Genomic DNA, 23,698 nt, shown 5'->3' with positions numbered 1-23,698 from the left:
GCGGCCTTTTTTTATCCGTTTGCAATGGAGGGGTTGCCCAGTTGCAAGGGGACGAAGTCGCCGCGATCCAGGATCCGCAAACAGGCATCGACCACCTCGGCATCGAGCTGGGTGCCGCGCATCTGGATGATCTGTTCTCTGGCCTGGGGGATGCCGAGAGAGGCGCGATAGGGGCGATCCGAGGACATGGACTCCACTATGTCGGCGACCGTGAGGATGCGTGCCTCCAGCAGGATCTCGTTGCCCTTGAGCCCCTGCGGGTAGCCGGAACCGTCGAGGTACTCGTGGTGCTGGTGGATCATCCGGGCGATGGGCCAGGGAAAGGCGATGTCCTTGAGCACCTGATAGCCGATCGCCGGGTGTTCCTTGACCAGCTCGAACTCAAGCTGGGTGAGGCGGCCCGGTTTGGTGAGGATCTCGGCGGGGACCTGGATCTTGCCGATGTCGTGCACCATGGCCCCCAGATAGATGCCGCGCAGCTGCTTCTCTTCCAGCTTCAGCTCCCGGCCGATGGCGTGGGCCAGCTTGGCCACATGTTTCTGGTGGCCGGCGGTGTAGGGATCCCGCTGCTCCAGCACCGCGGCGATGGCGCCCAGGGCATCTTCCAGTGCCAGCTCCAGCTGGCGGGCGTGCAATATCTTCTCCTGCTGGGAGCTCTGGTAGGCCTGCTGGGTATGGCGGGCCTGCAGACCATAGGCGAGATAGTCGGTCAGCTGGATGAAGAGCTCCTCTTCTTCCCGGCTAAAAAGCCTGGCCTGATCACTGTGGATGACCAGGGCGCCGGCCAAATCCTGTTGCAAGATCAGCGGTACCAGCAGGCGAGCACGCAGGAGTGCGGGCTCGTTGTCGGGCAGGCGCTGGTTGAGGCGCCGCTGCTCACGGATTGCCAGAGCCAGAGGCTCATCCTGTAGCCAGAGCGATTGTTCCAGTGTTTCGGCATAACCGGCACGGGCCAGCACGAAAGGGGGCTGACCCGGGGTCGGCGCGGCTTGCAACACGGCCACCAGCGGGAAGCGGCCATCGAAGGTGATGGCGTCGCAGAGATCCTGCAGCAACAGATGCGTATCTCCCGGCTTGAGCAGGGCGTGGTGGGCACGGCTGATGGCTTGCTGGGTCCAGCTGAGCTGCTGCAGCTTCAGTTGCTGCTCTTTTTGCTCGGTAATGTCTTCAAAGAAAACCCCGACGCCGACCACGGTTCCCTCGTCATCATAGAGGGGAAACTTGGTGGTACTGAGCCAGCGGGACTCGCCGCCCTTGAGGTAGGGCTCTTCGGCGTGATGATTGATCTGCTGGGTCATGACCCGGATGTCATTCTCCCGATAGCGCTGCACCAGCTCCGGTGGGAAGAAGTCCTCGTCGTGCTTGCCGGTGATCTGCTCGACCGGCAGGCCGAGATCGCTGGCCAGCAGGCGGTTGCAGACCAGATAGGTGAAATGGATATCCTTGAGCAGGATCCGGTATGGCAGCTGATCCATCAACTGGATCAGAAGCTTGACGGAACCCGGGGCCTGCAGTGCGGCCAGGGCCGGCGTGGGGATCAGGATGTCGCTCATACTATCCTGCCTTGTCCATCTGTGGGGTGAAGCCATAGCCGGATTGCCAGAGCGAGAGGCAGACATTGACCACGCTCTCGTCGTAATGGATACCGGCATAACGGGTGAGCTCGGCAAAGGCATCACTCAGTGGCATGGCGCGCCGAAACGGGCGATGGGCAGTCATGGCCATCAGGGAGTCGGCTACCCGGATGATCCTGGCCTCGAGGCAAATGGCGCTCTCCGTGAGCCCGTTGGGGTAGCCGCTGCCGTCCAGATTCTCGTGATGCTGCAACACTATGGTGGCGATCGGCCAGGGAAAATCGATCTGCTTGAGGATCTCGTACCCGGCCTGGGGATGCTGCTTGATGAGGGCGAACTCCACGGGTCTGAGTTCACGGGGACGGGTGATAAGCTCGCTCGGTATCTGCAGCAGGCCGATGTTGTGCACCATGGCTGCGAGTCCCAGTCCGTCGAGCCTGTCCTGGGAGAGCAGCATTGCCTGGCCGATGGCCAGCGCCAGATCGTGCACCCTGAGTTCGTGCCCCGCACTGTTGCGCTCCTTGTGGGTGATGGCGCTGGAGAGGGCGGAAATGGTCTGAAACAGCAGGTCGCGCTGGTGTTGTTCGCTCTCCTTGAGAAGGGTGATGTCCACCAGGGCTCCTATCATGCCCGCGATCGCCCCCTGATGGTCATAGAAGAGATCCTTGAAGCAGATCATTTCATAGTAGCGGCCGTGAACATTGGGCAACTTCAGCTCGATGCGCTGGGGCTGGCGGTTTCGCAGCAGCTCGGCATCCTTGGCAAGATAGGCCCGGGTCAGGTTTTTGGGCAGCAGATCCTCGGCCCGCTGGCCAAGCAGGTCGCTCTTGCTGATGCCGCTCAGCTGGCTGAAGGCCGGGTTGCAGCCAAGAAAGTGCCCCTCGACATCCTGATAGAAGACCGGGATGGGGATCGCCTTGAGCAGGGATTGATTGAAGTGCTGAAGATCCTGCAGCTCGGCCTGCTGGCGCAGGGCGAGCTGTTCGCTGTCCTTGCACAGCTGGATGGCGCGGGCCAGGTTGCCGAGCACGGGGTTGAACAGCTGGCAGATGGCGTGGGCGGGCTCCTGCTGCAACGAGAGCAGCAGGATGAGATATCCCCCCTCCACCTTGAGGCGATAAACATGATGGTAAACGCGCCGGCCAGGCAGCGGGAGCGGGTGCGGCAGGATGCATTCGTCTCCCTCGTCTAGCCACGAGGGCAGCGGCAGGGAACTGCCGCACTGCCGGTTCAGGGCATCATCGCCGATCACCTTGAGTAGCCGGTAACCCGCCTCATCATGCTCCAGTACCATGCCGACCGGAGTACCACAGTGGTACATGAAGCGCTGCAGCACCTTGGTGAGCAGGGCATCCAGCGTCACTTCGCGACCGATGCAGAGCGCCAGATCGCAGACAATGGCCATGGCATGATCCTTGTTCATAATCGCACCCCGTTGCACAAAATGGCGCCGTTATGGAACTGGGGATAATCCCCGCGACGCACGTTGCCAATCTCGCCAAGGGAGAGGGCCCCGGCCAGCTCGCCAGCCCCCGAGGCGCTTAGCAGGGTCGCCAGCTCAGCGGCGCTCTGCTCCCCGAAGTGAAGCTGTCTTCCCGCGCAGTAGTAGACCTCCAGCAGGTGCGCCGGTGTCAGATTTTGCTGACGGGCGAGGCGAGTGGCCAGTGCGGTAGCATGTTCGCTCGTACTCTCTGGCGCTCTTAGCAAGGTCAGTATGCTGTGATCCGGTACCTCGCCGGTGCAGAGCAGTGCCCCCTCCTGCGTTACCCCCACCGGGATCCTGACGATCACATCGTCATTGGCCCTGAGCAGGCCAAGGGGCATGTGCACGGCAAACTGATAGAGCTCTTCAGGCTGCAGGGTGTGCTGAAAATGCTGTTTGATGAGGCTTTGGTACTTGCCAAAGGCAGGCTGCCAGTCGATGAAGGCCACCCTGTTGTTTTCGCTGCTGGTGGCCAGCATGGGCTGGGCCGAAAGCTGGTAGCCATGCTCGAGAAAGGGAAAGCTGTCACAGGGCAGCAAGGCGCAGGTGACCCCGCCTGCGATCTGGTTGTGGTTGTCAAACAGGCAGGGGATGGATTGAAACTGGCCACTGCCGGCATTGACCCCCGCATAGTTGACCCGGTTGGCGAGACGCAGGTAGAGCGCCTCCAGGGCCGAGGCGATGTTGGGGATCATGCAATCGAAGGTGAGAAACAGGGTTGGCGGCGTGGCGGCGGACCAGGTGGCCAGCATGGCTTCCACCGCTTCTGCTATCCCTTGGGCTATCTGTTCGGCATCGGCCCGGGGGGCAAGGGGAACCAGAGCGCAGTGATAAGGCTGTGGGCGGGGCAGCAGCCAGGCGCCCCGGGAGAGCAAGCCCGGCCGGCCGAGCAGCTGGGGAAAGATGGCGCCATCCAGGGTAATGCTGAAGCGATTGCATAGCGTCTGCAGGAGAGGGACCTGCTCCCGATCCTGTTCGGCCAGCAAGAGGGTGAGCGTCGTGCCCTGATAGGAGGCCAGTAGCGCGGTCAGTGCTGTCGGGCTGAATTGATCAACATACTGTTGCTTCATCATCTGAACTCCATTCCAGACACTTATAACCATATCAATAGCAGAACCGGCAGGTGATATCTATCTCATTAATATCAGTAGAAAAAATGACAGGAATAAGAAAGCGGCAGGGCAGTTGCCTGGCATAAACAAGCAAGGTCGTGCGAAGCGGGACTCGTTGCGGGAAGAGAAAACCGGCAGCCCGGGCTGCCGGTTTGAGGGGGAAGGGTTACTGCAACACTACCTGCTGAAAGCCCTGCACCAGGCTGATGACTGGCTGGGGATAGAGCCCCAGCAGTAGTACCAGAACGGCGGAGAGCAAGACCACCACGCCGCCGGAGGAGAGAGCCCAGTCGGCGCTGGCATCGCGTTGCTGCATGCCGGGTTCGCGCAGATAGAGGGTCACCATCACCTTGAGGTAGTAGAAGAGCCCCAGGGCGCTGCCGAGCACTATGGTGCCGGAGAGCCACCAGAGCTGGGCCTCCACCGTGACGCCGATGAGGTAGAACTTGCCGATGAAGCCGAGGGTCATGGGGATGCCCGCGAGCGACAGCATCATCACGGTCAGCACCGCGGTCAGGTAGGGGCGATGCCAGAACAGGCCGCGATAGCTGTGCAGGGAGTCCGCATCCTTGCCGCGATAGGGGCTCGACATCATGCTAACCACCCCGAAGGCCCCCAGGCTGGTAAAGAGATACATCAGCAGATAGACGCCGGCGGCCTCCACCGGCATCTGGCCGAAACGGCTCGCGACGATCACCGCCAGCAGATACCCGAAGTGGGAGATGGAGGAGTAACCCAACATCCGTTTGAGGTTGGTCTGCACCAGCGCCAGCAGGTTGCCGATGAGGATGGATATGACCGCCATGGCCGCCAGCAGCCAGTGGATCATGGGGTCGGCCGCTGCCGGCACCGCCAGGTAGAAGCGCAGCAGCACGGCAAACACCGCCACCTTGCTCACGGTGGCCAGGAAGGTGGCAACCGGGGCCGGCGCCCCTTCATAGACATCCGGGGTCCAGAGGTGGAAGGGGGCCAGGGAGAGCTTGAACGCAAAGCCCACCAGCATCAGGCCAAGGCCTCCCATCAGCAAAGGATGGTGCGCCGGGCTCTGGGCCAGAGTCAGGCCGAGATCGCTAAAGCTCAGGCTGCCCGCCTGGGCGTAGAGCAGCGCCATGCCGAACAGCAGGAAGGCGGTGGCGGCGGCGGAGAGCACCATGTACTTGATGCTGGCCTCCAGCGAATGGCGCTCGCGATAGGCATAGCCCACCAGCCCGAACATCGGCAGGGTCAGCATCTCGATCCCGATGAAGAGCGACGCCAGATGGCGGGAGCAGGCCAACACCAGGCCACCGGCGGTGGCGATGAGCAGCAGCAGGAAGAACTCCTCCCGGTTGTCTGGGTAGGCTTTCAGCCAGGATTGGCCGAAAGTGCAGGTGGCCAGGGCGCCGACCAGCACCAGCCCCATGTAGAAGACGGCGTAGCTGTCTACCTGCAGCAGCGGAGTGACTCCCTGATCGCCCTGCGCCATCACGATGGGGAGCGAAAAAAGCGCCAGGTTGAGGCCGACGATGGTGACCATATAGGCGGTGGTGATGCAGCGGCGCCAGGCGATGGCCAGCATCAGGGCCGCCATGGCCCCGGTTGTCAGCAGCAGGGGCAGCAGGGCCAGCAGTTGGGAAGCGGTGAACGTCATTGCAGGGCTCCTGCGGTCGGCAGCAGATACCAGTGCAGCACGTTGATAAGGCTGCTGCTGGCGGTATCGAGCACGGGTTGGGGATAGAGGCCAAGCAGTACCAGGAGGCCTGCGATGGTGAGCATCATGGTCAGCTCGCGGCTATCGAGCCCCTTGAGCACGCCCTCGTTCCTGGCAGGGCCGAAGCAGGCGCGTTGCAGCATGATGAGGGAGTAGACCGAAGCCAGCACCAGGCCGAAGGTGGCCACGGCAGTGATGACGGGGGCGACCTGGAAGCTGCCGATAAGAATGAGGAACTCGCCGACGAAGTTGCCGGTGCCCGGCATGCCGAGCGAGGCCACCGAGAAGAACAGCATGACGCCGGGCAGGTAGCGCAGCCGTCCCCACAGACCGCCCATCTGGCGCAGATCCCGGGTGTGCAGCCGCTCGTAGAGCTGACCGCACAGGATGAAGAGGCCGGCGGCAGAAAGCCCGTGGGCGATCATCTGTACCACGGCCCCCTGCAGGGCCAGCTCGCTGCCGGAATAGATGGCGATCATCACAAAGCCCATGTGGGAGATGCTGGTGTAGGCCACCAGCCGCTTGATGTCGGTCTGGGCAAACGCCACCACGGCGCCGTAAATGATACCGACAAGGCCCAGCACCATGGCGTAGGGGGCAAACTCGGCCGAGGCCTCGGGGAACAGGGGCAGGGCGAAGCGCAGCAGGCCGTAGGCGGCGGTTTTGAGCAGGATCCCCGCGAGATCCACGGAACCCGCGGTCGGCGCCTGGCTGTGGGCATCCGGCAACCAGCCGTGCAGCGGCACCAGCGGCATCTTGACCGCGAAGGCGATGAAAAAGCCCAGCATCAGCAGCCGCTGGACGCTCTTGCTCATCGGGGTATTGAGCAACTCCAGATAGTTGAAGGTGAAGACGCCGGTGGCGTGCTGGTGGGTCAGTACCAGACCTATGATGGCCACCAGCATGATGAGGCCGCTCGCCTGGGTGTAGATGAAGAACTTGGTGGCGGCGTTGATCCGCGACTTGCCGTCGGTGACCGAGTGACCCCAGAGCGCGATCAGGAAGTACATGGGGACCAGCATCATCTCCCAGAAGAAGAAGAAGAGGAACAGATCCAGCGCCATGAAGACCCCGAGCACCCCCCCCAGGATCCAGAGCAGGTTGAGGTGAAAGAAGCCGATGCGCTGCACTATCTCCTTCCAGGAGCAGAGGATGGCCAGCACCCCGATAAAACAGGTGAGGATCACCATCAGCAGCGACAGGCCGTCCACCGCCAGGTGCAGCGAGATGCCGAAGCGGGGGATCCAGGGCAGGCGCCACTCGGCGGCCCAGGCGGGGGCGAGAGTGGTGCCGCTGTCGAGCGCCGTGGTGGCGAGGGAGAAATCCCCTCCGAGCCAGATGGCACAGGCGAGCAGCAGGCTGGCACCCATGGAGAGCAAGGCCACCCAGCGGACGAAGTGCTCGCCGAGGCGCTCCATCTGCCAGCAGATCACGCCGCCGATAAAGGGAATTAACAAGATCCAGAGTAAGGTCACGGTATCAGCTCTCGTTCAAGTTCATATGAGGTTGCGCCCCCCGTTCCATCGGGGAGGGCAAGCAGGCTGGCTGTACGGGTATCGGTTTGGTCATGATTCACCCCAGCAGCAACAGGGCCAGCACCAGGGCGGCGCCGATCACCATGGAGGCCGCATACCAGCGCAGCTTGCCGCTGACGCTCCAGGCGAGCAGCCGGTTGCCACGCAGGGCCAGCCAGGCCGGCAGATTCATCAGGCGATCCAGAGGATCGCGGGCCAGCAGCCGGGTCGCCAGCAGGTAGGGTTTGACCCACAGCTGGTCGTAGAGCCAGTCAAAGCCCCAGGCGTTAAACCAGAGGGTGCTGAGCAGGCGGCCCGGCGCGCTGTTGGCCACGGCCGTGGCCAGACGGCGCTCGCCGAGGAACAGAAAGGCCGCCAGCGCAATTCCCGTGACGGCAATGATGCCAGAGAGGATTTCCAGCCCATGGCGCCCCTCTTCGATGCCATCGCCGGGCCCGGCCGGCAGCACCCCAGCCAGCGGCGGGGTGAACAGCGCGCCAATGCCGGTGGAGAGCACCAGCAGCACCAGCAGCGGCAGATGATGGGCCAGACCATGGCCGGGATGGGCCTCGGTCTTCGCCTCGCCGTGAAAGGCGATAAAGATGAGGCGGAAGGTGTAGAGAGAGGTGAGGAAGGCACCGGCGAGACCGGCCCACAGCAGGGCGCTCTGGCCGGATGCCTGCACCTGCCACAGGATGGCGTCTTTACTGTAGAAACCGGCGGTGACCAGCGGCAGCGCGGCGAGCGCCGAGCCCCCCACCAGGAAGCAGACATAGACCAGCGGCAGGCTCTTTCTCAGCCCCCCCATCTTGAAGATGTTCTGCTGGTGATGACACGCCACGATGACGGCCCCGGCGGAGAGGAACAACAGCGCCTTGAAGAAGGCGTGGGTCATCAGGTGGAAGATGGCCCCCTCCCAGGCACCGACCCCGAGGGCGAGGAACATGTAGCCAATCTGGCTCATGGTGGAGTAGGCCAGGATCCGCTTGATGTCGGTCTGCACCAGGGCCGCAAAACCGGCCAGCACCAGGGTAATGGCGCCGACCACGCCCACCAGGTGGAGGATCTCCGGGGCCAGCAGGAACAGGCCGTGAGTGCGGGCGATCAGGTAGACACCGGCGGTCACCATGGTGGCCGCGTGGATCAGCGCCGAGACCGGAGTCGGGCCCGCCATGGCGTCCGCCAGCCAGGTTTGCAGCGGCAGCTGGGCGGATTTGCCGACGGCACCACCCAGCAGCATCAGGCAGGCCAGCGACAGGGCAGGGGAGCCCTCGGCAAACATCAGGGGGGCGCGAACCAGCAGCTCGTGGATGTTGAGGGTGCCCATCTCCCGATAGAGGAGGAAGAGGCCGATGGCGAGGAAGACGTCACCGACCCGGGTCACCACAAATGCCTTGAGGGCGGCGGCGCCGTTGTTGCGATCCTGGTAGTAAAAGCCGATCAGCAGGTAGCTGCACAGTCCCACCCCTTCCCAGCCCAGATAGACAAACAGCAGATCATCGGCCAGCACCAGGAACAGCATGCTGGCAATAAAAAGGTTGGTGTAGGTGAAGAAGCGCGAATACCCCTCTTCCCCGCGCATGTACCAGGAGGCGAACAGGTGGATGAAAAAGCCCACCCCGGTCACCACTCCCAGCATGGTGAGCGACAGGCCATCGAGGGCCAGGCGGAACGTCGGCGTGAAATTGCCCACCGCCATCCACTGCCAGAGGGTCTGGAGGTAGACTCCCCCCGCGGGCGGATTGGCCAGAAAATCCATGGCCACCCAGAGGGTGATGAGGGCCGCCAGGCCAATGGAGCCCACCCCGATCAGGGCCGAGGTGCGCTCGCCAAAACGACCGAGGGAGAAGGCCAGCACCAACCACCCCAGCAGCGGAAACAGAAAGGTCAGGTATAGGAGGCTCATCCGCGCATCTCGCTCACAGTGTCCACGTTGAGGGTGTGGTAACGACGATAGAGCAGCAGTAACAGGGCGAGGCCGATACTGGCCTCCGCTGCCGCCAGAGAAATCACCAGTATGTACATGATCTGGCCATCGGCCTGGACCCAGCGGCTACCGGCCACCACGAATGCCAGTGCCGAGGCATTCATCATGATCTCGATGCTCATCAGGATGTAGAGCAGGTTGCGGCGGATCAGCAGGCCACACAGACCGATGCAAAAGAGCACTGCCGCCAGCAGCAGACCATGCTCCATGGGGATGGCATTCATTGCTGACCTCCTTCCTGAGATGGGGTGCGGGGCACCGAGAGCACTTCACCACTCTTGTCCTCGCGACCCAGGTGATAGGCGGTCACCAGGCCCGCCAGCAGCAGGATGGAGGCGAGCTCCACCGCCAGTACATAGGGGCCGAACAGGGCTACACCCACCTCTTTCGCGGTGACCTCGCCGATGCCCAGCTGGCCGCCGGTCACCCCGAGGATGCCGTAGGCCAGAAAGCCGAGCAGGATGAGGGAGAGCAGCGCCGGGCCGCCCCAGGTCATGGGGGTGAGCCACTTCTTCTCCTGGGCCTGGGCCGACCCCAGGTTCAGCATCATCACCACGAACACGAACAGCACCATGATGGCGCCGGCGTAGACGATCACCTGCAGGGCACCGGCGAAGGCGGCGCCCAGACAGAAGAAGATCATGGCCACGGCGATGAGGGAAATGATGAGATTGAGCAGCGCGTGCATGGGATTGCTGGTGCTGATCACCCGCAGCGTGCTGTAAATGGCCACCAGGGCCGAGGCATAGAATGCCAGTTCCATGATTGACTCCTCAGGGCAGCAGGCTCTTGACGTCGATGGGTTTGGCCTCGTTTTCGGCATCCCCTTTCGGCTTGCCGTCGATAGCCATCCCGCTCATGCGATAGAAGTTGTAGTCCGGGTATTTGCCGGGGCCGCTGATCAGCAGATCTTCCTTCTCGTACACCAGATCCTGGCGGCGATACTCCCCCATCTCGAAATCCGGCGTCAGCTGAATGGCGGTGGTGGGGCAGGCCTCCTCGCACAGGCCGCAGAAGATGCAGCGGGAGAAGTTGATGCGAAAGAACTCCGGATACCAGCGGCCATCTTCCCGCTCGGATTTTTGCAGCGAGATGCAGCCGACCGGGCAAGCCACGGCGCACAGGTTGCACGCCACGCAGCGCTCGTCGCCGTCCGGATCGCGGGTCAGCACGATGCGGCCGCGATAGCGGGGTGGGGCGTAGACCGCCTGCTCCGGGTAGTTCAGGGTTTCACGGGGCCGCCAGGCATGGGAGAAGACCATGGCCAGACTGCGTAACTGGGTGCCGACACCCTGGATAATGCTCACGATTTTCATACTTGTGTCTCACTGCACATTCATCAGCACCACGGCTGCGGTGACCAGCATGTTGATCAGGGTCAGCGGCAGGCACACCTTCCAGCCAAACGCCATCACCTGGTCAAAGCGCGGGCGGGGCAGGGAGGCCCGCAGCAGGATGAAGAGCACCATGAAGCAGGCGGTCTTCAGGGCAAACCAGATGAAGGGGGGCAACCAGGGTCCATGCCAGCCACCGAAGAAGAGGGTCACGATGAGGGCGGAGACCAGCACGATGCCGATGTACTCGCCCACGAAAAAAAGACCCCACTTCATGCCCGCGTACTCGATGTGATAGCCGTCGGCGAGCTCCTGCTCCGCTTCCGGCTGATCGAACGGATGGCGGTGGGTGACGGCGACCCCGGCGAACAGGAAGGTGACAAAGCCCAGGAACTGGGGCACCACGTTCCACAGGCCCGCCTGGGCTTCGACGATCTCCCGCAGGTTGAAGCTGCCGCTCTGGATCACAATCCCCATCAAGGAGAGCCCGAGAAACACCTCGTAGGAGAGGGTCTGGGCCGAGGCACGCAGGCTGCCAAGCAAGGAGTATTTGTTGTTGCTCGACCAGCCGGCGAACAGCACCGCATAGACCGCCAGCCCCGCGATGGCCAGGATGTAGAGCAGACCCACGTTGAGATCCGCCACGCCCCAGGTGGGGGTGAGGGGCACCACGGCAAACGCCAGGATGAAGGAGGTGAAGGCGATGATGGGGGCCAGGATGAAGATCCGCCGATCGGCGAAGGGCGGGATCCAGTCCTCCTTGAAGAACATCTTCACCATGTCCGCCGCCAGCTGCAGCAGGCCGAAGGGGCCAACCCGGTTGGGGCCGTATCTGTCCTGCCACAGGGCGAGCAGGCGACGCTCGATGAAGCTCATGAAGGCGCCGGCCCCCACGATCCCCACCAGCACGATCAGCGCCTTGCCTACCTCAATCAGCAGATCCATCAGGGAATCACTCATGCGATCACCTCCTGCAGATTATCGAGCCTGGCTTGGGCGAGGGCGGTCGGCAGGCCGTTCACCCCAAGGGGCAGCCCCACCAGACCGGCAGCAAGCCGATCGCTCAGGCGAAGGCGCAACTGCCAGTGGCTGCCGCCCCAGGAGAGGGCCACCTGACTGCCCGCGCGCAGGGCCAGGCGCGCCGCATCGGCCGGGTTCAGCACCAGCTCGGGCTCGCCCATGCGAGCCTGGATGACGGGGCTGCGGGCGGAGAGCTCCTCGCCACCGAATAGCTGGATATAGTTGACCACCTGCAGGGCAGATTGTGCCGCGAACGGGGCCGGGATGGCCTCGAACCAGCCCAGGGTTTCTTCATCGGGTTCAAGCAGGCGACGGCCGGGATCCCCGGCGCGCAGATGGCCGCCCACCTCGTCCTGAAACTTGTTCCAGGCCGATGGCGAGTTCCAGCCTGGGGCCCAGGCAAAGGGCACCTGGGGCAGGGGTTGGCGCGCGCCTGCGTACCCTTCCATGGAGAAGTTGAAGGGGGAGTCGGGATCCTGCGCCACCCGCGGCTCGCTCACGTTCTGATCCGCCAGCATGGAGGTGCGGCCGCTGTAGCGGTGCGGCTCGCGGGCCAGGCGCATGCCGCGAATGCGCAGGCCGGCGTTGGGGGCCGCCTCCAGCATGGTGGCCAGCAGCGGATTGGCGGCGGAGCAGGCCTGGCTTATCTGCTCATGGGTCTGCCATCGCAGCGGCTGGCGTTTGATCGCCCCTTGCAGGGCAGCCAGCCAGCGCCACCCTTCACGCACCTGGATATCGGCGTAGTAGAAGGCGGGGGCATAGACCTGGAAGAAGCGCTGGGCGCGCCCCTCCATGTTCACCAAAGTGCCGTCCGCCTCGGCAAAGCTGGCGGCGGGCAGCACCAGATCCGCCTGCTGAGCAGTCGGGGTGAGCTGGTGATCCACCACCAGCAGGTGCTGGAGGCGCTTGAGCGCCCCGTCAACCCGGCTGCGCGGGGCGCGGCGATAGAGATCGTTCTCCAGGGTCACCAGCGCCAGCTGATCTTCACGCTCGATGCGCTCAAGGGCGGCTTCCAGCGGCTTGCCGGCATCGGCCAGCATGGCGAGCCCGAGGGAGTTGACCTCTTGCGCCACCAGGGCAAGCTCCACCGCCTGACCGCGGCCCTTGAGGGCGCGGGCGATATTGCTGGCCGCCTCAATCAAGGCTTCGGAGCGGGCGCCGGAGCCTGCGATGACAAGGGGCCGCTTCGCGCTGCCCAGCAGCTCGGCCCAGCGGGTTGCGTGCGCCTGTTGCTCGGGGGCGAGATCGGCGGGGGCGGGGGCCGAGCCGTCGAGCAGGTTGGCGATGGCAAAGCCGAGGCGCGCCTGATCGGCCGGCGCCCCGTGCCAGGTCTCTGCGGCCACGTCGTCGAGGCGGGTAGTATCGAGACTGGTGATGAGCAGCGGATAGCGCTCGTTCTGGCCCAGGGTTTGCACCGCGGCAACCTGCCACAGATCGACTTTCATCTTGCGAGCCAGTTCGCGGGCCATGCCCTTGACCGCCTGGCGCAAGGCGAGGGCGATGCGGGCGGCGCTCATGGTGACATCCTCGCCGAGCACCAGGATGGCGTCGGCCTCTTCCATGTCACGCAGGCTCGGGGTGCGAATGCCGCCGTGCTGCAGGATGTGCAGCATCTTCAGCTGGCAGGCCCACTCCGCCTGTTCGACGCCGCTGTAGAAATTCTCGGCACCCACCAGTTCGCGCAAGGCGAAGTTGCTCTCAAGGGAGGCGCGAGGGGAGCCGATGCCGATGACGCCGCTTGCGGTGCGCAGGGCATCGGCGGCGCGATTGAGGGCGCCATCCACCGTGATGGCGAGCTTGTCGCTCCCCTCTTGCAGCAAGGGTTGGCGCGGCCGATCGCTCAGATTGACGTAGCCATAGCCAAAGCGGCCACGGTCACAGAGGAAGTAGTGGTTGAGGGCGCCGTGGAAACGGTTTTCGATGCGACGCAGCTCGCCGTAGCGCTCCCCCGGACTGATGTTGCAGCCGACCGCACACTGCTGGCAGACGCTCGGGGCAAACTGCATGTCCCACTTGCGGTTGTAGCGCTCGGAGTGGGTCTTGTCAGTGAATACCCCGGTGGGGCACACCTCCACCAGGTTGCCGGAAAACTCGCTTTCCAGGGTGCCATCCTCGACCCGCCCGAAGTAGACGTTGTCGTGAGCGCCGTAGACGCCAAGATCCTCGCCGCCGGCATAATCCTTGTAGTAGCGTACGCAGCGGTAGCAGGCGATGCAGCGGTTCATCTCGTGGGCCACGAAGGGGCCCAGATCCTGGTTCTGGTGGGTGCGCTTGGTGAAGCGGTAACGCCGGCTGTTGTGGCCCGTCATCACCGTCATGTCTTGCAGGTGGCAGGCGCCCCCCTCTTCGCACACCGGGCAGTCGTGGGGGTGGTTGGTCATCAGCCACTCCACCACGCTCTTGCGAAACTCTTTAGCCTCTTCATCTTCGATGGCGATGTAGCTGCCGTCGCTCGCCGGGGTCATGCAGGACATGACCAGGCGGCCGCGCTTGTCGTCGCTATTCTGGTACTGCTTGACCGCGCACTGGCGACAGGCGCCGACGCTGCCAAGCGCCGGGTGCCAGCAAAAATAGGGGACGTCGAGACCCAGCGACAGGCAGGCTTGCAGCAGGTTGTCCGCCCCGTCTACCTCGTACTCTTTTCCGTCTACATGAATGGTTGCCATACCTCTTCCCTGAAACCTGTTTGGTGAAATCTGTTCTGTGCTTACCAGCGCTCGCCCAAAAGATTGGGCTGGATCCCTTTGAGCGGCTTGCGATTGTCGCCGTGGCCCTTGATCCCGGCCTCGAATTCGGGGCGGAAATACTTGATGGCGCTGGCCAGCGGTTCGACGGCACCGGGGGCGTGGGCACAGAAGGTCTTGCCGGGGCCGAGGAAGTTGCACAGCTGCTCCAGAGTCGCCAGATCGCCGGATTGCCCTTCGCCGCGCTCCAGCGCCCGCAGCAGCTTGACGCTCCAGGGCAGGCCGTCGCGGCACGGGGTGCACCAGCCGCAGGATTCGCGGGCGAAGAACTCCTCCATGTTGCGCAGCAAACTCACCATGTTGATGCTGTCATCCACCGCCATGGCGAGACCGGTGCCCATCCGGGTGCCCACCTTGCCGATGCCGGCGGTATACATCTGGGCGTCCAGGTGTTCTGGCAACAGGAAGCCGGTGCCGGCGCCCCCCGGTTGCCAGGCCTTGAGGCGATAGCCGCTCTGCATACCGCCGGCGTACTCCTCGAACAGTTCGCGGGCTGTGATGCCAAAGGGCAGCTCCCAGACCCCCGGGTTGTTCACCTTGCCGGAAAAACCCATCAGCTTGGTGCCGTGATCTTCCGAACCCGGCAGGGCCAATCCTTGATACCAGGGCACGCCGTTGCCTATGATGGCCGGCACGTTGCACAGGGTCTCGACGTTGTTGACGCAGGTGGGCTTGCCCCAGACGCCGCTGACGGCGGGGAAGGGGGGTTTGGCGCGCGGGTTGGCGCGGCGCCCTTCCAGGGAGTTGATAAGCGCCGTCTCCTCGCCGCAGATGTAGCGGCCGGCGCCGGTGTGGACAAACAGCTCGAAATCAAAGCCCGAGCCCAGGATGTTCTTGCCAAGGAGCCCCGCGGCCTTGGCCTCTTCCACGGCGCGGCGCAGATGGATGGCGGCATCCACATACTCGCCGCGCAGGAAGATGTAGCCGCGGTAGGCCTTGAGGGCCCGGGCCGAGATGATCATCCCCTCGATGAGCAGGTGGGGCAGTTGCTCCATCAGCAGCCGGTCTTTCCAGGTGTTGGGCTCCATCTCGTCGGCGTTGCAGAGCAGGTAACGGATGTTCATGCTCTCGTCCTTGGGCATCAGCCCCCACTTCACCCCGGTGGGAAAGCCCGCGCCGCCGCGCCCCTTGAGGCCGGCATCCTTGACGGTGCTGACGATTTCATCCGGGCTCATCTGGCCGAGGGCCTTGCGGGCGGCCTCATAGCCCTGTTTGGCCTGGTATTCGTCCAGCCACACCGGCTGGCCGTCGTCGCGCAGACGCCAGGTGAGCGGGTGGGTCTCGGGGGCGCGAGGGGTGCGGTTGGCGGTGCCGAAGGAGGCGAGGGTCTTGCGCTGATCAAGGCTCATGGGTAAGCCTCCAGAGTCTTGAGCAGGCTGACGGGATCGAGCCCGCCATAGGTGTCGTCGTCGATCATCAGCGCCGGTCCCTTGTCGCAGTTGCCAAGGCAGCAGACCGGCAGCAGGGTGAAGCGGCCATCGGCGCTGGTCTGGCCGGGGGCGAGGTTCATCACCTCCTTGAGGCCGGCCAGCAGTTGTTCGTGGCCGTTGATGTAGCAGACCATGCTGTCGCAGACCCGGATGATGTGGCGTCCCACCGGCTGGCGGAAGATCTGGCTGTAGAAGGTGGCGACCCCCTCCACGTCGCTGGCGGGAATGCCAAGCTCGGCGGCGATGGCGTGAATGGCACCGTCGGGGACCCAGCCGCGGGCCTGTTGCACGATCTTGAGCGCTTCGATGCTGGCGGCGCGGGGATCTTCGTAGTGGTGCTTCTCGTGTTCGATGGCATCGCGTTCAGCCTGGCTCAGGACGAACTCGTCCCGGTTTCTGCTGCATGCCCCTTGCCCCTCTGGGGTCTGATTATGATGACACTGACATTGCTGGCTCATGACTTGACCTTTGGTGGCTTGTCCCTTTACTGCGCGTCTTGTCTGCCGCCCCCTTCGCGAAGGGGGCGACATGACTCAACGGTCCACATCCGACATAACGAAATCGATGCTGCCCAGGTAGACGATGAGATCCGATACCATGCTGCCCTTGATCACCGAGGGGATCTGTTGCAGGTGGGCAAAGCTCGGGGTGCGGATCCGGGTCCGGTAGCTCATGGTGGAGCCATCGCTGGTCAGGTAGTAGCTGTTGATCCCCTTGGTCGCCTCTATCATCTGCAGCGACTCGGCCGCCGGCATGACAGGGCCCCACGACACTTGCAGGAAGTGGGTGATCAGGGTCTCGATGTGCTGCAGGGTGCGCTCCTTGGGCGGTGGCGTGGTGAGGGGATGATCCGCCTTGAAGGGCCCTTCCGGCATGTTCTTCATGCACTGCTCGATGATCGCCATGCTCTGGCGGATCTCCTCGATGCGCACGGTAGCGCGGTCGTAGGCATCCCCATTGCTGCCCACCGGCACCTCGAAGTCGAACTGATCGTAGCCCGAATAGGGGCGCCATTTGCGCACGTCAAAGTTGAGACCGGTGGCCCGCAAGCCCGCTCCCGTGGTGCCCCAGGCGAGCGCCTGTTCGGTAGTGTAGGCGGCGACCCCTATGGTGCGCCCGCGCAAAATGCTGTTGCGCATCGCCGCCTTTTCATACTCCATCAGCCGCTTGGGCAGCCAGCTCAGCAGGTTGTCCTGGATGAGGCGCTGCCACCCTTGGGGCAGATCGTGAGCCACGCCGCCGATGCGGAACCAGGCCGGGTGCATGCGTGCCCCCGTGATGGCCTCGATGATTGTGTAGATGCGCTGGCGGTCGGTGAAGGTGAAGAAGACCGGGGTCATGGCCCCCACATCCTGGATATAGGTGCCGAGGAACAGCAGGTGGCTCTGGATGCGAAACAGCTCCGCCATCATCACCCGGATCATGTCGACCCGCTGCGGCACCTTGATGCCGGCGAGCTTCTCGACCGCCAGCACGTAGGGGAGGTTGTTCATCACGCCCCCCAGGTACTCGACCCGGTCGGTGTAGGGGATGTAGCTGTGCCAGGACTGGCGCTCCCCCATCTTTTCGGCGCCGCGGTGGTGATAGCCGATGTCGGGCACGCAGTTGCGGATCTCCTCGCCATCGAGCTGCAGCACCAGGCGAAACGCGCCGTGGGCGGAGGGGTGGTTGGGCCCCAAGTTGAGGAACATGTAGTCCTCGTTCTCGTTGCCGCGGGCCAGGCCCCACTCCTCGGGCTTGAACAGCAGGTTCTCCTGCTCCATGTCCTGCTTGGCGGCATCGAGCATGAAGGGATCGAATTCGGTGGCCCGCGCCGGGTAGTCCTTGCGCAGGGGGTGACCCTGCCAGCTTCTCGGCATCATGATCCGGGTCAGGTGGGGGTGACCGTCGAAGGTGATCCCCAGCAGATCCCACACCTCCCGTTCGTACCAGTTGGCGTTGGGGAACTGGCCGGTAATGGTGGGCAGGGTCAGATCGTTCTCCATCAGCGCCACCTTCAGCATCAGATCGCTGTTTCGCTCGATGGAGATGAGGTGATAGAAAACGGTGAAATCGCTTTGTGGCAACCCTTCCCGGTGGCTGCGCATCCGCTCGTCGGTAGCGCTCAAGTCAAACAGCATCACGAACGGGGAGGGAAGAGCGCGCAAGAAGCCCATCACGTCGAGCAGCAGCTCACGGGCGAGCCAGACCACGGGCACGCCGGTACGGGTGGTCTGCACAGTAAAACGCTCGGCACCGAAGCGGGCGAACAGTTCGCCTATCACCCTGGCATCCTGATGATCGCTTGGCTGCCACTGGGCCATGGTGTAGTTGTTTGGAAACTCTCGGGTCAATTTCATGGTCAGATCTCATCCGGCGTGCGCAGGTTGGTCACATTGATCCGCTCGCCACGCTTGCGCTCTTTTTCGGCCTGCATCTGGGGGCGGTAGATCCCCTGATCCCCCACCACCCAGGAGAGTGGCCGGCGCTCCTTGCCGATGGACTCCTGCAGTAACATCAGGGCCTGCAGGAAGGCTTCGGGGCGGGGGGGGCAGCCCGGAATGTAGACGTCGACCGGCAGGAATTTGTCGACCCCCTGTACCACGGAGTAGATGTCGTACATGCCACCCGAGTTGGCACAGGCCCCCATGGAGATGACCCACTTGGGCTCGAGCAGCTGCTCGTAGAGACGCTGAATGACCGGCGCCATCTTGATGAAGGGGGTGCCGGCTATCACCATGAAATCGGCTTGACGGGGAGAGGCCCGGATCACTTCGGCGCCGAAGCGGGCGACGTCGTGGGGGGAGGTGAAGGCGGTACACATCTCCACGTAGCAGCAGGAGATGCCGAAGTTGTAGGGCCACAGGGAGTTTTTGCGGCCCCAGTTGACCGTGTCTTGCAGCACCTCCTCGAGACGCCCCATCATGATGCCGCGTGTCGCCTCTTGTGCCAGCGGGTCATCGACGGTTTGTCGCTGCTCCTGGGGATAGCGCTCGATGGGCGCATCCGGATCTATCCGGGTCAGGGTGTACTTCATGGTGCAACCTCAAGGAAAGGATCTGTGATTCAGTCAGTTTTCTTGTCGTTTAGTGGTGCCTTGCGCGGCGACCAGTCCAGCGCACCGATGCGCCAGAGGTAGACCAGGCCGATGAGCAGCAAAACGATGAAAATGGTGGCCTCGATGAAGCCGACCCAGCCGGTTTCGCGCACCGACACCGACCAGGCAAACAGATAGAGCGCCTCGACATCGAAGATGACGAAGAACATGGCGACCAGATAGAACTTGGCGGAAAAACGCAGGCGGGCACTGCCGACCGAGTCGACACCGGATTCGAAGGGTTTGTTCTTGGTACGGCCGTAGGCGCGCCCCCCCAGTACGGCGGCAAGGCCGATCATTCCCAGGCAGAGGCAGATGGCAGCAATGACATAAATGGCAAAAGCCCAGTGTTGGACAGCAATATCGGCAAACATAGAGGTTTTCCCTAACCAAACTATTCATGCTACTTAACATTGATGTTACGTAGTATGACATTTCCGTACTGATTTACATGTCATTTTTGCCGCTTAATTATTAATCGACTGGTTGGATGTTAAAATTTGTTACGAACTTCAATTTTTTGATGAAAAGGTAGCAAATGAAAATGGCGAGACAGGGCGTGCGCCACCCAGCATCGATGAGTGTTTTAAATTGTGAGGGAGTTGTTGTTGAAGTTAACAAGGGGCGATATGGAGGACTGGAAGGCTCGAGCGGCATTCAGGAAAGTGACGCGGTTGATGCCTGTGTATTTATCAGGGTTTTAGCAGAGGAAGGGACTCTTCTGCTGCCTTGCCTTGGGAGAGGGTGATCTCGACCCTGCGGTTCGCCTGGCGGTGGGCAGGGGTGTCATTGGGATAGCGTGGCTGGGTGTCCGCCACTCCTTGGGCGACGATGCGTCTGGCGTCCAGTTTAGGGTTGCCGATCAGGGTCTGGACGATGGCGGCTGCCCGCAGCACCGACAGTTCCCAGTTGTTGCGATAGAGCTCCACCGGCGCTTGGGAGTTGTCGGTGTGCCCCGTTACTACCACCCGCCCCGGGATACCGGTAAGGATGGTGCCAATCTTGTTGACCAGGGGGATAAACTGGGGCTGCAGGAAGGCAGAATCCGAGGGAAACAGCGCCTTCTCGCCGATGCGGATCACCAGCTGGCTGCCGAGCTGCTCAATTTCCAGATCCTTGGATTCGATCTGTGACTTGAGCTGCTGCTCCAGCTTCTGCTTGGTTGCCTGCACCCACTCCTGCTCCTTGGCCTTGTAGGGCCAGTCATTGGTAGGACTCGGTTGTTCAGAGGGGCCTATGGTTTCGTTGATGGGATCGGCGGCTGCGGCATGCTCAACTTTGTCCAGGATCGTCTCTTTTGGCGGCTCGCCGGGGGCTGTCTTCGAGTCGGGCTCCTGGATCCCGGTTCCTCCCTGCATCACGGGGGAGCCGGCCGGCGGCGAGATGAGACCTATCTTGCCCAATGACTCGATAAAGCCCTGGATCAGCACCCGGGTTTCCGACTGCTTGGCCATGGCGAAGGAGTAGAGCACCACGAACAGGGCAAACAGCAGGGTCATGAAGTCGGCATAGGAGACCAGCCAGCGTTCATGGTTCTCCGGTGCTTCAGCCTTTTTCTTTTTCGCCACCATGTGCTCCCAGATAAGGTTCGAGGGTCACCTGCAGGCGAGCCTGGGATTCGCCGTCCACGATGCAGAGGATGCCGGTCAGGGTCATCTCCTTGTAGTGGCGGATCTGATGGGCGAACGCCTTGTAGCGGTTGCCGAAGGGCAGGAAAATCAGGTTGGCGGCGGAGACCCCGTAGATGGTGGCGATAAAGGCCACCGCGATGGCGCCCCCCAGTTTGTCCGGCGCATCCAGCAGGCCCATGGCGTGAATAAGACCGAACACGGCGCCGACGATCCCCATGGTCGGGCAGTAGCCTCCCATGGCTTCGTAGAATTTGACGGTCTGTTCGAGATCTTCCTGTTCGAACTCGATCTCGTTTTCCAGCACCTCGTGGATCTTTGTCTTCTCGTAACCGTCCACCATCATCTGTACCCCTTTTCTCAAAAAGGGATCCTTGATCTCCTCGATCATCCCCTCGAGGGCCAGCATGCCGCTGCGTCTGGCATTGCCGGCCAGGTTCTCCAGTAACTGGGCCTGCTCATGCAGATCGAGCTTGAGAGGAGAGAGCAGCCATTTGAAGCGTTTCATCGTGCTGCCAACGACCGAGAAGGGGAATTGCGTCAATGCGGCGCCTATGGTACCGCCGATGACGATGAGAAACGCTGGCAGGTCGAGCAGCGCACTGGGGTGACCGCCTTCGATCATGTTGCCGCCAAGGATGGCGATCAGTGCCAGTACCAGGCCGATCAAACTCATCTGTTACCCGTCCATGAATGGTGATAGTGGCTAGTGTAGCTACTTAAGTGTCAGTTTTTCAAAACGATATCCAATCGGTGAACAAATAAATGAGCGATGGTGGCGGGGGCAATGAAGGGAAGAAAAAACGAGCCCGGATGTGACACAAGGGGCGCAACGCCAAGGAGAGAAAAAGGGGAGAAACAAAGAAGCCGCACAAGGCGCGAGCGCCCCTTGTGCGGCCATCCTGATCACTGGTTACTTGACCACTTCCAGTGCGGGGAAGGGGTATTTCCCTTCACGCACGTCCTTGCTCGGGCCGTACATCCTCATGATGATGTAGGCGTCTTTCTCCGGGATGGGCAGCCAGTTGGGGTTGTTGGCATCCCCCTTGGCGCTCAGCTCTATGGTGTACATGCCATCGGCATCGGGCTTGAGGGTCCGGTCGCCACGGCTGTGGCGGTTGATGGCATTGTGCGCCATCAGCTTGTTGTCGGTGGCGTAGACGGTGAAGGACCAGAACTGGCTCACGTCCGGTGCCTTGAAGCGCATACGGTATTTCTTGCCGTTGGCGCCGTTGATGTTCTGGCCGTCCGACCCTTTTACCGATTGCAGGTAGACGGACTCTTCCGGCGGCAGCCCCCACTGGCCGAGATAGGTGCCTTCGGCAAACAGGTCACGCTTGCCATTTTGCAACTCGGCGCGGGTGCCCAGCAGCTCGCCGGCGTTGGTCATCTTGGGCGCCAGTTCGGCCAGGTAAGCCATGCCGAGTTTCTCACCCGTCTTGGCCGCCGCCGTCTGCTCCTTGGTGAAATCCTGTTTGCAAGGAGCCAGTCCTATGGCCTTGTACTGATCCAGCCACTGCTTGTCGGCCGTGCCCATGTCCCCTTCGCACAAGACGAAGTTGACCCGCTGCAGCCAGTCGGTCTTGGCCGGATCAGGCCATTGATGCACCTTGGGTTTGGGGCCCGGCACGCCCAGGTATTGGGAGAGGGTCCGGATGTTCCACTGATCCATGTAGCCGAGCGCTACCTTCTCGTCTTCCTTGCCGGTCGCCATGATGCGACCCATCAGTTTGACCAGGTTGGAGTTGACGCGAATGACCTCGGTCACGCTGGCGGGCACTTCCCCCTGCCAAGTGTTGGAGGCAAACATGAAGCGACCGCCTTTCTCACCGCGCAGACGGGAGCCGATCATGGAAGTGGTGTAGTGGCCCATGTCCATGGTGTGCAGGATCCAGTAACGGCCCTTGTCCATGTCGGGCACGCTGACGATCACCGGCTCGGCACTGACATCCAGCCACCCTTGCAGATGCAGGGTGTCGTTGTTGATGGTCGGGTGAGAGGTATAGGTGTCGTCTGCGATGTGACGAATATTCTGGAATCGATTAAGGGGCGTATCGGTTTTTACTGCGGTTTCATAAAAAAACTTGTATGCCTCGTCCATTGAGTAGGCATAAATAAAGGCATCCTTCGCCATCTCGTCACTTATTTTTGCGTAGGCCGGCAATGCAGTCATCGCACACAACGAAACAGCCAAAACTGTTTTTCTAATCATGATGCTCTCCGTGTTGTAAAAACTCAGCCATCAAGAATGCTGATTTATCCCATGTGACATGAAGCGAACCATCTCACGCAAACAGCATTGCATGATTATGCTTGGGCGTCCATGCGTGAAATTCAGCCACCACAGGCAAATGATAAATTAGTCATCATCTATTCCTGTCATCAGGGGGGCAGCCCGGAAAGGTGCTAGGCGTCATCATGTCGGGGCACATAATCAAACACCTGAAATGCTCATAGTTGCTGGCTGGAGGAGTCAGCCGCGCTGGATCACCGGCATAGGCATGCTTTACCAGACTGGCTGATCAACTGCTGCGTGGGGTGTAGATACAATCAAATGGGGAAGAGGGTGATAATTATTTTCTAGGTGGCAATAAAACCCAAGCATTTCCTGAAGACCTAATAAAGCTTAAGAATGTTGTCAGACTATGGAGTAAGACGGTTTATTTTATTTAAATTCGAGTCGACACCCTGAATAAAACCTGTTTTTATAGCCTTGTTGTGGACATTTTATGGTTTGCAACATTTCTGCGCCCAGTTTAATTATCATCAACCTCTTTTGAGCCAATAACACTTATATATCGGTGGGTTTTGCGAGCATCGGGGTTGTGTGACACCGGAGCCTTGGACGGCAAGGCTGTGGCTGGAGTATGGCTGCCGGGGTGAGGGAGTGATGATTCGCCACTGCGTGGCTCACCATAGGTGGGCCCTTTCAAATTTGGCTCTGGGTCGGGATTGATTCACGCCATCCCTGGCGCACGCCCTGCGGGCGGCCTCTGGTCATCCAAGGCGGGCTATCCTGCCCGCCTGTCGAACAGAGGTCGAACCAAGCCGCCCATCATCGAATAAAGCAAAAGGCCCCGTCTTGCGACGGGGCCTTTTGCTTTAT

19 protein-coding genes are annotated in these 23,698 nt (G+C 61.9%); all 19 read right to left on the bottom strand.

What is annotated here, in order from left to right:
* Positions 1–11: 11 nt before the first annotated feature.
* A complete protein-coding gene (locus BN1123_RS08790; protein WP_042026539.1) occupies positions 12–1,553 on the bottom strand; it encodes an HD domain-containing phosphohydrolase in 1,542 nt (513 codons plus the stop codon).
* 1 nt (position 1,554) lies between these two features.
* On the bottom strand, positions 1,555–2,997 hold the full coding sequence (locus BN1123_RS08785) for an HD-GYP domain-containing protein (RefSeq protein WP_042026538.1): 1,443 nt from the start codon (positions 2,995–2,997) through the stop codon (positions 1,555–1,557).
* On the bottom strand, positions 2,994–4,127 hold the full coding sequence (locus tag BN1123_RS08780; RefSeq protein ID WP_082037511.1) for an FIST signal transduction protein: 1,134 nt from the start codon (positions 4,125–4,127) through the stop codon (positions 2,994–2,996). Before BN1123_RS08780 ends, BN1123_RS08785 begins: the two co-directional genes overlap by 4 nt.
* Before the next feature lie 208 nt (positions 4,128–4,335).
* Complete coding sequence (gene nuoN, locus BN1123_RS08775; protein WP_042026535.1) at positions 4,336–5,799, bottom strand: NADH-quinone oxidoreductase subunit NuoN; 1,464 nt, start codon at positions 5,797–5,799, stop codon at positions 4,336–4,338.
* Positions 5,796–7,334: an NADH-quinone oxidoreductase subunit M gene (gene nuoM / locus BN1123_RS08770; RefSeq protein WP_042026534.1), complete on the bottom strand. Its 1,539-nt coding sequence runs from the start codon at positions 7,332–7,334 to the stop codon at positions 5,796–5,798. Before nuoM ends, nuoN begins: the two co-directional genes overlap by 4 nt.
* A 97-nt stretch (positions 7,335–7,431) precedes the next feature.
* The gene (nuoL, locus tag BN1123_RS08765; protein WP_042026533.1) at positions 7,432–9,279 is read right to left on the bottom strand and encodes an NADH-quinone oxidoreductase subunit L; all 1,848 of its coding nucleotides are present in this window, start codon (positions 9,277–9,279) and stop codon (positions 7,432–7,434) included.
* Complete coding sequence (nuoK, locus tag BN1123_RS08760) at positions 9,276–9,584, bottom strand: NADH-quinone oxidoreductase subunit NuoK (RefSeq protein WP_042026532.1); 309 nt, start codon at positions 9,582–9,584, stop codon at positions 9,276–9,278. Before nuoK ends, nuoL begins: the two co-directional genes overlap by 4 nt.
* Positions 9,581–10,123, bottom strand: coding sequence for an NADH-quinone oxidoreductase subunit J (nuoJ, locus tag BN1123_RS08755; protein WP_042026531.1), 543 nt, complete (start codon positions 10,121–10,123; stop codon positions 9,581–9,583). Before nuoJ ends, nuoK begins: the two co-directional genes overlap by 4 nt.
* Before the next feature lie 10 nt (positions 10,124–10,133).
* The gene (gene nuoI, locus BN1123_RS08750; RefSeq protein WP_026458087.1) at positions 10,134–10,676 is read right to left on the bottom strand and encodes an NADH-quinone oxidoreductase subunit NuoI; all 543 of its coding nucleotides are present in this window, start codon (positions 10,674–10,676) and stop codon (positions 10,134–10,136) included.
* A 9-nt stretch (positions 10,677–10,685) separates the two neighbouring features.
* Positions 10,686–11,654 (bottom strand): NADH-quinone oxidoreductase subunit NuoH, encoded by a 969-nt coding sequence (nuoH, locus tag BN1123_RS08745; protein ID WP_042026528.1) that lies wholly within the window; start codon positions 11,652–11,654, stop codon positions 10,686–10,688.
* Positions 11,651–14,380: an NADH-quinone oxidoreductase subunit NuoG gene (gene nuoG / locus BN1123_RS08740; RefSeq protein WP_042026527.1), complete on the bottom strand. Its 2,730-nt coding sequence runs from the start codon at positions 14,378–14,380 to the stop codon at positions 11,651–11,653. The genes nuoH and nuoG overlap by 4 nt, the downstream gene beginning before the upstream one ends.
* A 41-nt stretch (positions 14,381–14,421) precedes the next feature.
* Positions 14,422–15,807, bottom strand: a complete 1,386-nt coding sequence (gene nuoF / locus BN1123_RS08735; RefSeq protein ID WP_042026525.1) for an NADH-quinone oxidoreductase subunit NuoF — start codon at positions 15,805–15,807, stop codon at positions 14,422–14,424.
* Complete coding sequence (nuoE, locus tag BN1123_RS08730) at positions 15,804–16,346, bottom strand: NADH-quinone oxidoreductase subunit NuoE (protein WP_042026524.1); 543 nt, start codon at positions 16,344–16,346, stop codon at positions 15,804–15,806. Before nuoE ends, nuoF begins: the two co-directional genes overlap by 4 nt.
* Before the next feature lie 75 nt (positions 16,347–16,421).
* A complete protein-coding gene (gene nuoC, locus BN1123_RS08725) occupies positions 16,422–18,227 on the bottom strand; it encodes an NADH-quinone oxidoreductase subunit C/D (protein ID WP_042026523.1) in 1,806 nt (601 codons plus the stop codon).
* Between the two features lie 2 nt (positions 18,228–18,229).
* On the bottom strand, positions 18,230–18,904 hold the full coding sequence (locus BN1123_RS08720; protein ID WP_026457426.1) for a NuoB/complex I 20 kDa subunit family protein: 675 nt from the start codon (positions 18,902–18,904) through the stop codon (positions 18,230–18,232).
* 29 nt (positions 18,905–18,933) lie between these two features.
* Complete coding sequence (locus tag BN1123_RS08715) at positions 18,934–19,338, bottom strand: NADH-quinone oxidoreductase subunit A (protein ID WP_042026521.1); 405 nt, start codon at positions 19,336–19,338, stop codon at positions 18,934–18,936.
* A gap of 318 nt (positions 19,339–19,656) precedes the next feature.
* Entirely contained in the window at positions 19,657–20,535 is an 879-nt protein-coding gene (locus tag BN1123_RS08710) for a flagellar motor protein MotB (protein WP_042026520.1), read from the bottom strand.
* Entirely contained in the window at positions 20,510–21,268 is a 759-nt protein-coding gene (locus BN1123_RS08705; protein ID WP_042026519.1) for a flagellar motor protein, read from the bottom strand. The genes BN1123_RS08710 and BN1123_RS08705 overlap by 26 nt, the downstream gene beginning before the upstream one ends.
* A gap of 237 nt (positions 21,269–21,505) precedes the next feature.
* Positions 21,506–22,765 carry a DUF1254 domain-containing protein gene (locus BN1123_RS08700; protein ID WP_224212367.1) on the bottom strand — a complete coding sequence of 420 codons (1,260 nt, stop codon included), beginning with the start codon at positions 22,763–22,765 and terminating at the stop codon, positions 21,506–21,508.
* Between the last annotated feature and the right edge of the window lie 933 nt (positions 22,766–23,698).

The sequence above is a fragment of the Aeromonas enteropelogenes genome, from assembly GCF_000819845.1.
Lineage (GTDB): Bacteria > Pseudomonadota > Gammaproteobacteria > Enterobacterales > Aeromonadaceae > Aeromonas > Aeromonas enteropelogenes.
The sequence above is the reverse complement of the archived record's forward strand: the minus strand, read 5'-3'. Positions and strand labels throughout refer to the sequence as shown.

Excerpts from the sequence above, each read along its gene's own strand:
- BN1123_RS08790 (WP_042026539.1), bottom strand. The coding sequence starts at position 1,553 with ATGAGCGACATCCTGATCCCCACGCCGGCCCTGGCCGCACTGCAGGCC.
- BN1123_RS08785 (WP_042026538.1), bottom strand. The coding sequence starts at position 2,997 with ATGAACAAGGATCATGCCATGGCCATTGTCTGCGATCTGGCGCTCTGC.
- BN1123_RS08780 (WP_082037511.1), bottom strand. The coding sequence starts at position 4,127 with ATGAAGCAACAGTATGTTGATCAATTCAGCCCGACAGCACTGACCGCG.
- nuoN (WP_042026535.1), bottom strand. The coding sequence starts at position 5,799 with ATGACGTTCACCGCTTCCCAACTGCTGGCCCTGCTGCCCCTGCTGCTG.
- nuoL (WP_042026533.1), bottom strand. The coding sequence starts at position 9,279 with ATGAGCCTCCTATACCTGACCTTTCTGTTTCCGCTGCTGGGGTGGTTG.
- nuoK (WP_042026532.1), bottom strand. The coding sequence starts at position 9,584 with ATGAATGCCATCCCCATGGAGCATGGTCTGCTGCTGGCGGCAGTGCTC.
- nuoJ (WP_042026531.1), bottom strand. The coding sequence starts at position 10,123 with ATGGAACTGGCATTCTATGCCTCGGCCCTGGTGGCCATTTACAGCACG.
- nuoI (WP_026458087.1), bottom strand. The coding sequence starts at position 10,676 with ATGAAAATCGTGAGCATTATCCAGGGTGTCGGCACCCAGTTACGCAGT.
- nuoH (WP_042026528.1), bottom strand. The coding sequence starts at position 11,654 with ATGAGTGATTCCCTGATGGATCTGCTGATTGAGGTAGGCAAGGCGCTG.
- nuoG (WP_042026527.1), bottom strand. The coding sequence starts at position 14,380 with ATGGCAACCATTCATGTAGACGGAAAAGAGTACGAGGTAGACGGGGCG.
- nuoF (WP_042026525.1), bottom strand. The coding sequence starts at position 15,807 with ATGAGCCTTGATCAGCGCAAGACCCTCGCCTCCTTCGGCACCGCCAAC.
- nuoE (WP_042026524.1), bottom strand. The coding sequence starts at position 16,346 with ATGAGCCAGCAATGTCAGTGTCATCATAATCAGACCCCAGAGGGGCAA.
- nuoC (WP_042026523.1), bottom strand. The coding sequence starts at position 18,227 with ATGAAATTGACCCGAGAGTTTCCAAACAACTACACCATGGCCCAGTGG.
- BN1123_RS08720 (WP_026457426.1), bottom strand. The coding sequence starts at position 18,904 with ATGAAGTACACCCTGACCCGGATAGATCCGGATGCGCCCATCGAGCGC.
- BN1123_RS08715 (WP_042026521.1), bottom strand. The coding sequence starts at position 19,338 with ATGTTTGCCGATATTGCTGTCCAACACTGGGCTTTTGCCATTTATGTC.
- BN1123_RS08710 (WP_042026520.1), bottom strand. The coding sequence starts at position 20,535 with ATGGTGGCGAAAAAGAAAAAGGCTGAAGCACCGGAGAACCATGAACGC.
- BN1123_RS08705 (WP_042026519.1), bottom strand. The coding sequence starts at position 21,268 with ATGAGTTTGATCGGCCTGGTACTGGCACTGATCGCCATCCTTGGCGGC.
- BN1123_RS08700 (WP_224212367.1), bottom strand. The coding sequence starts at position 22,765 with ATGACTGCATTGCCGGCCTACGCAAAAATAAGTGACGAGATGGCGAAG.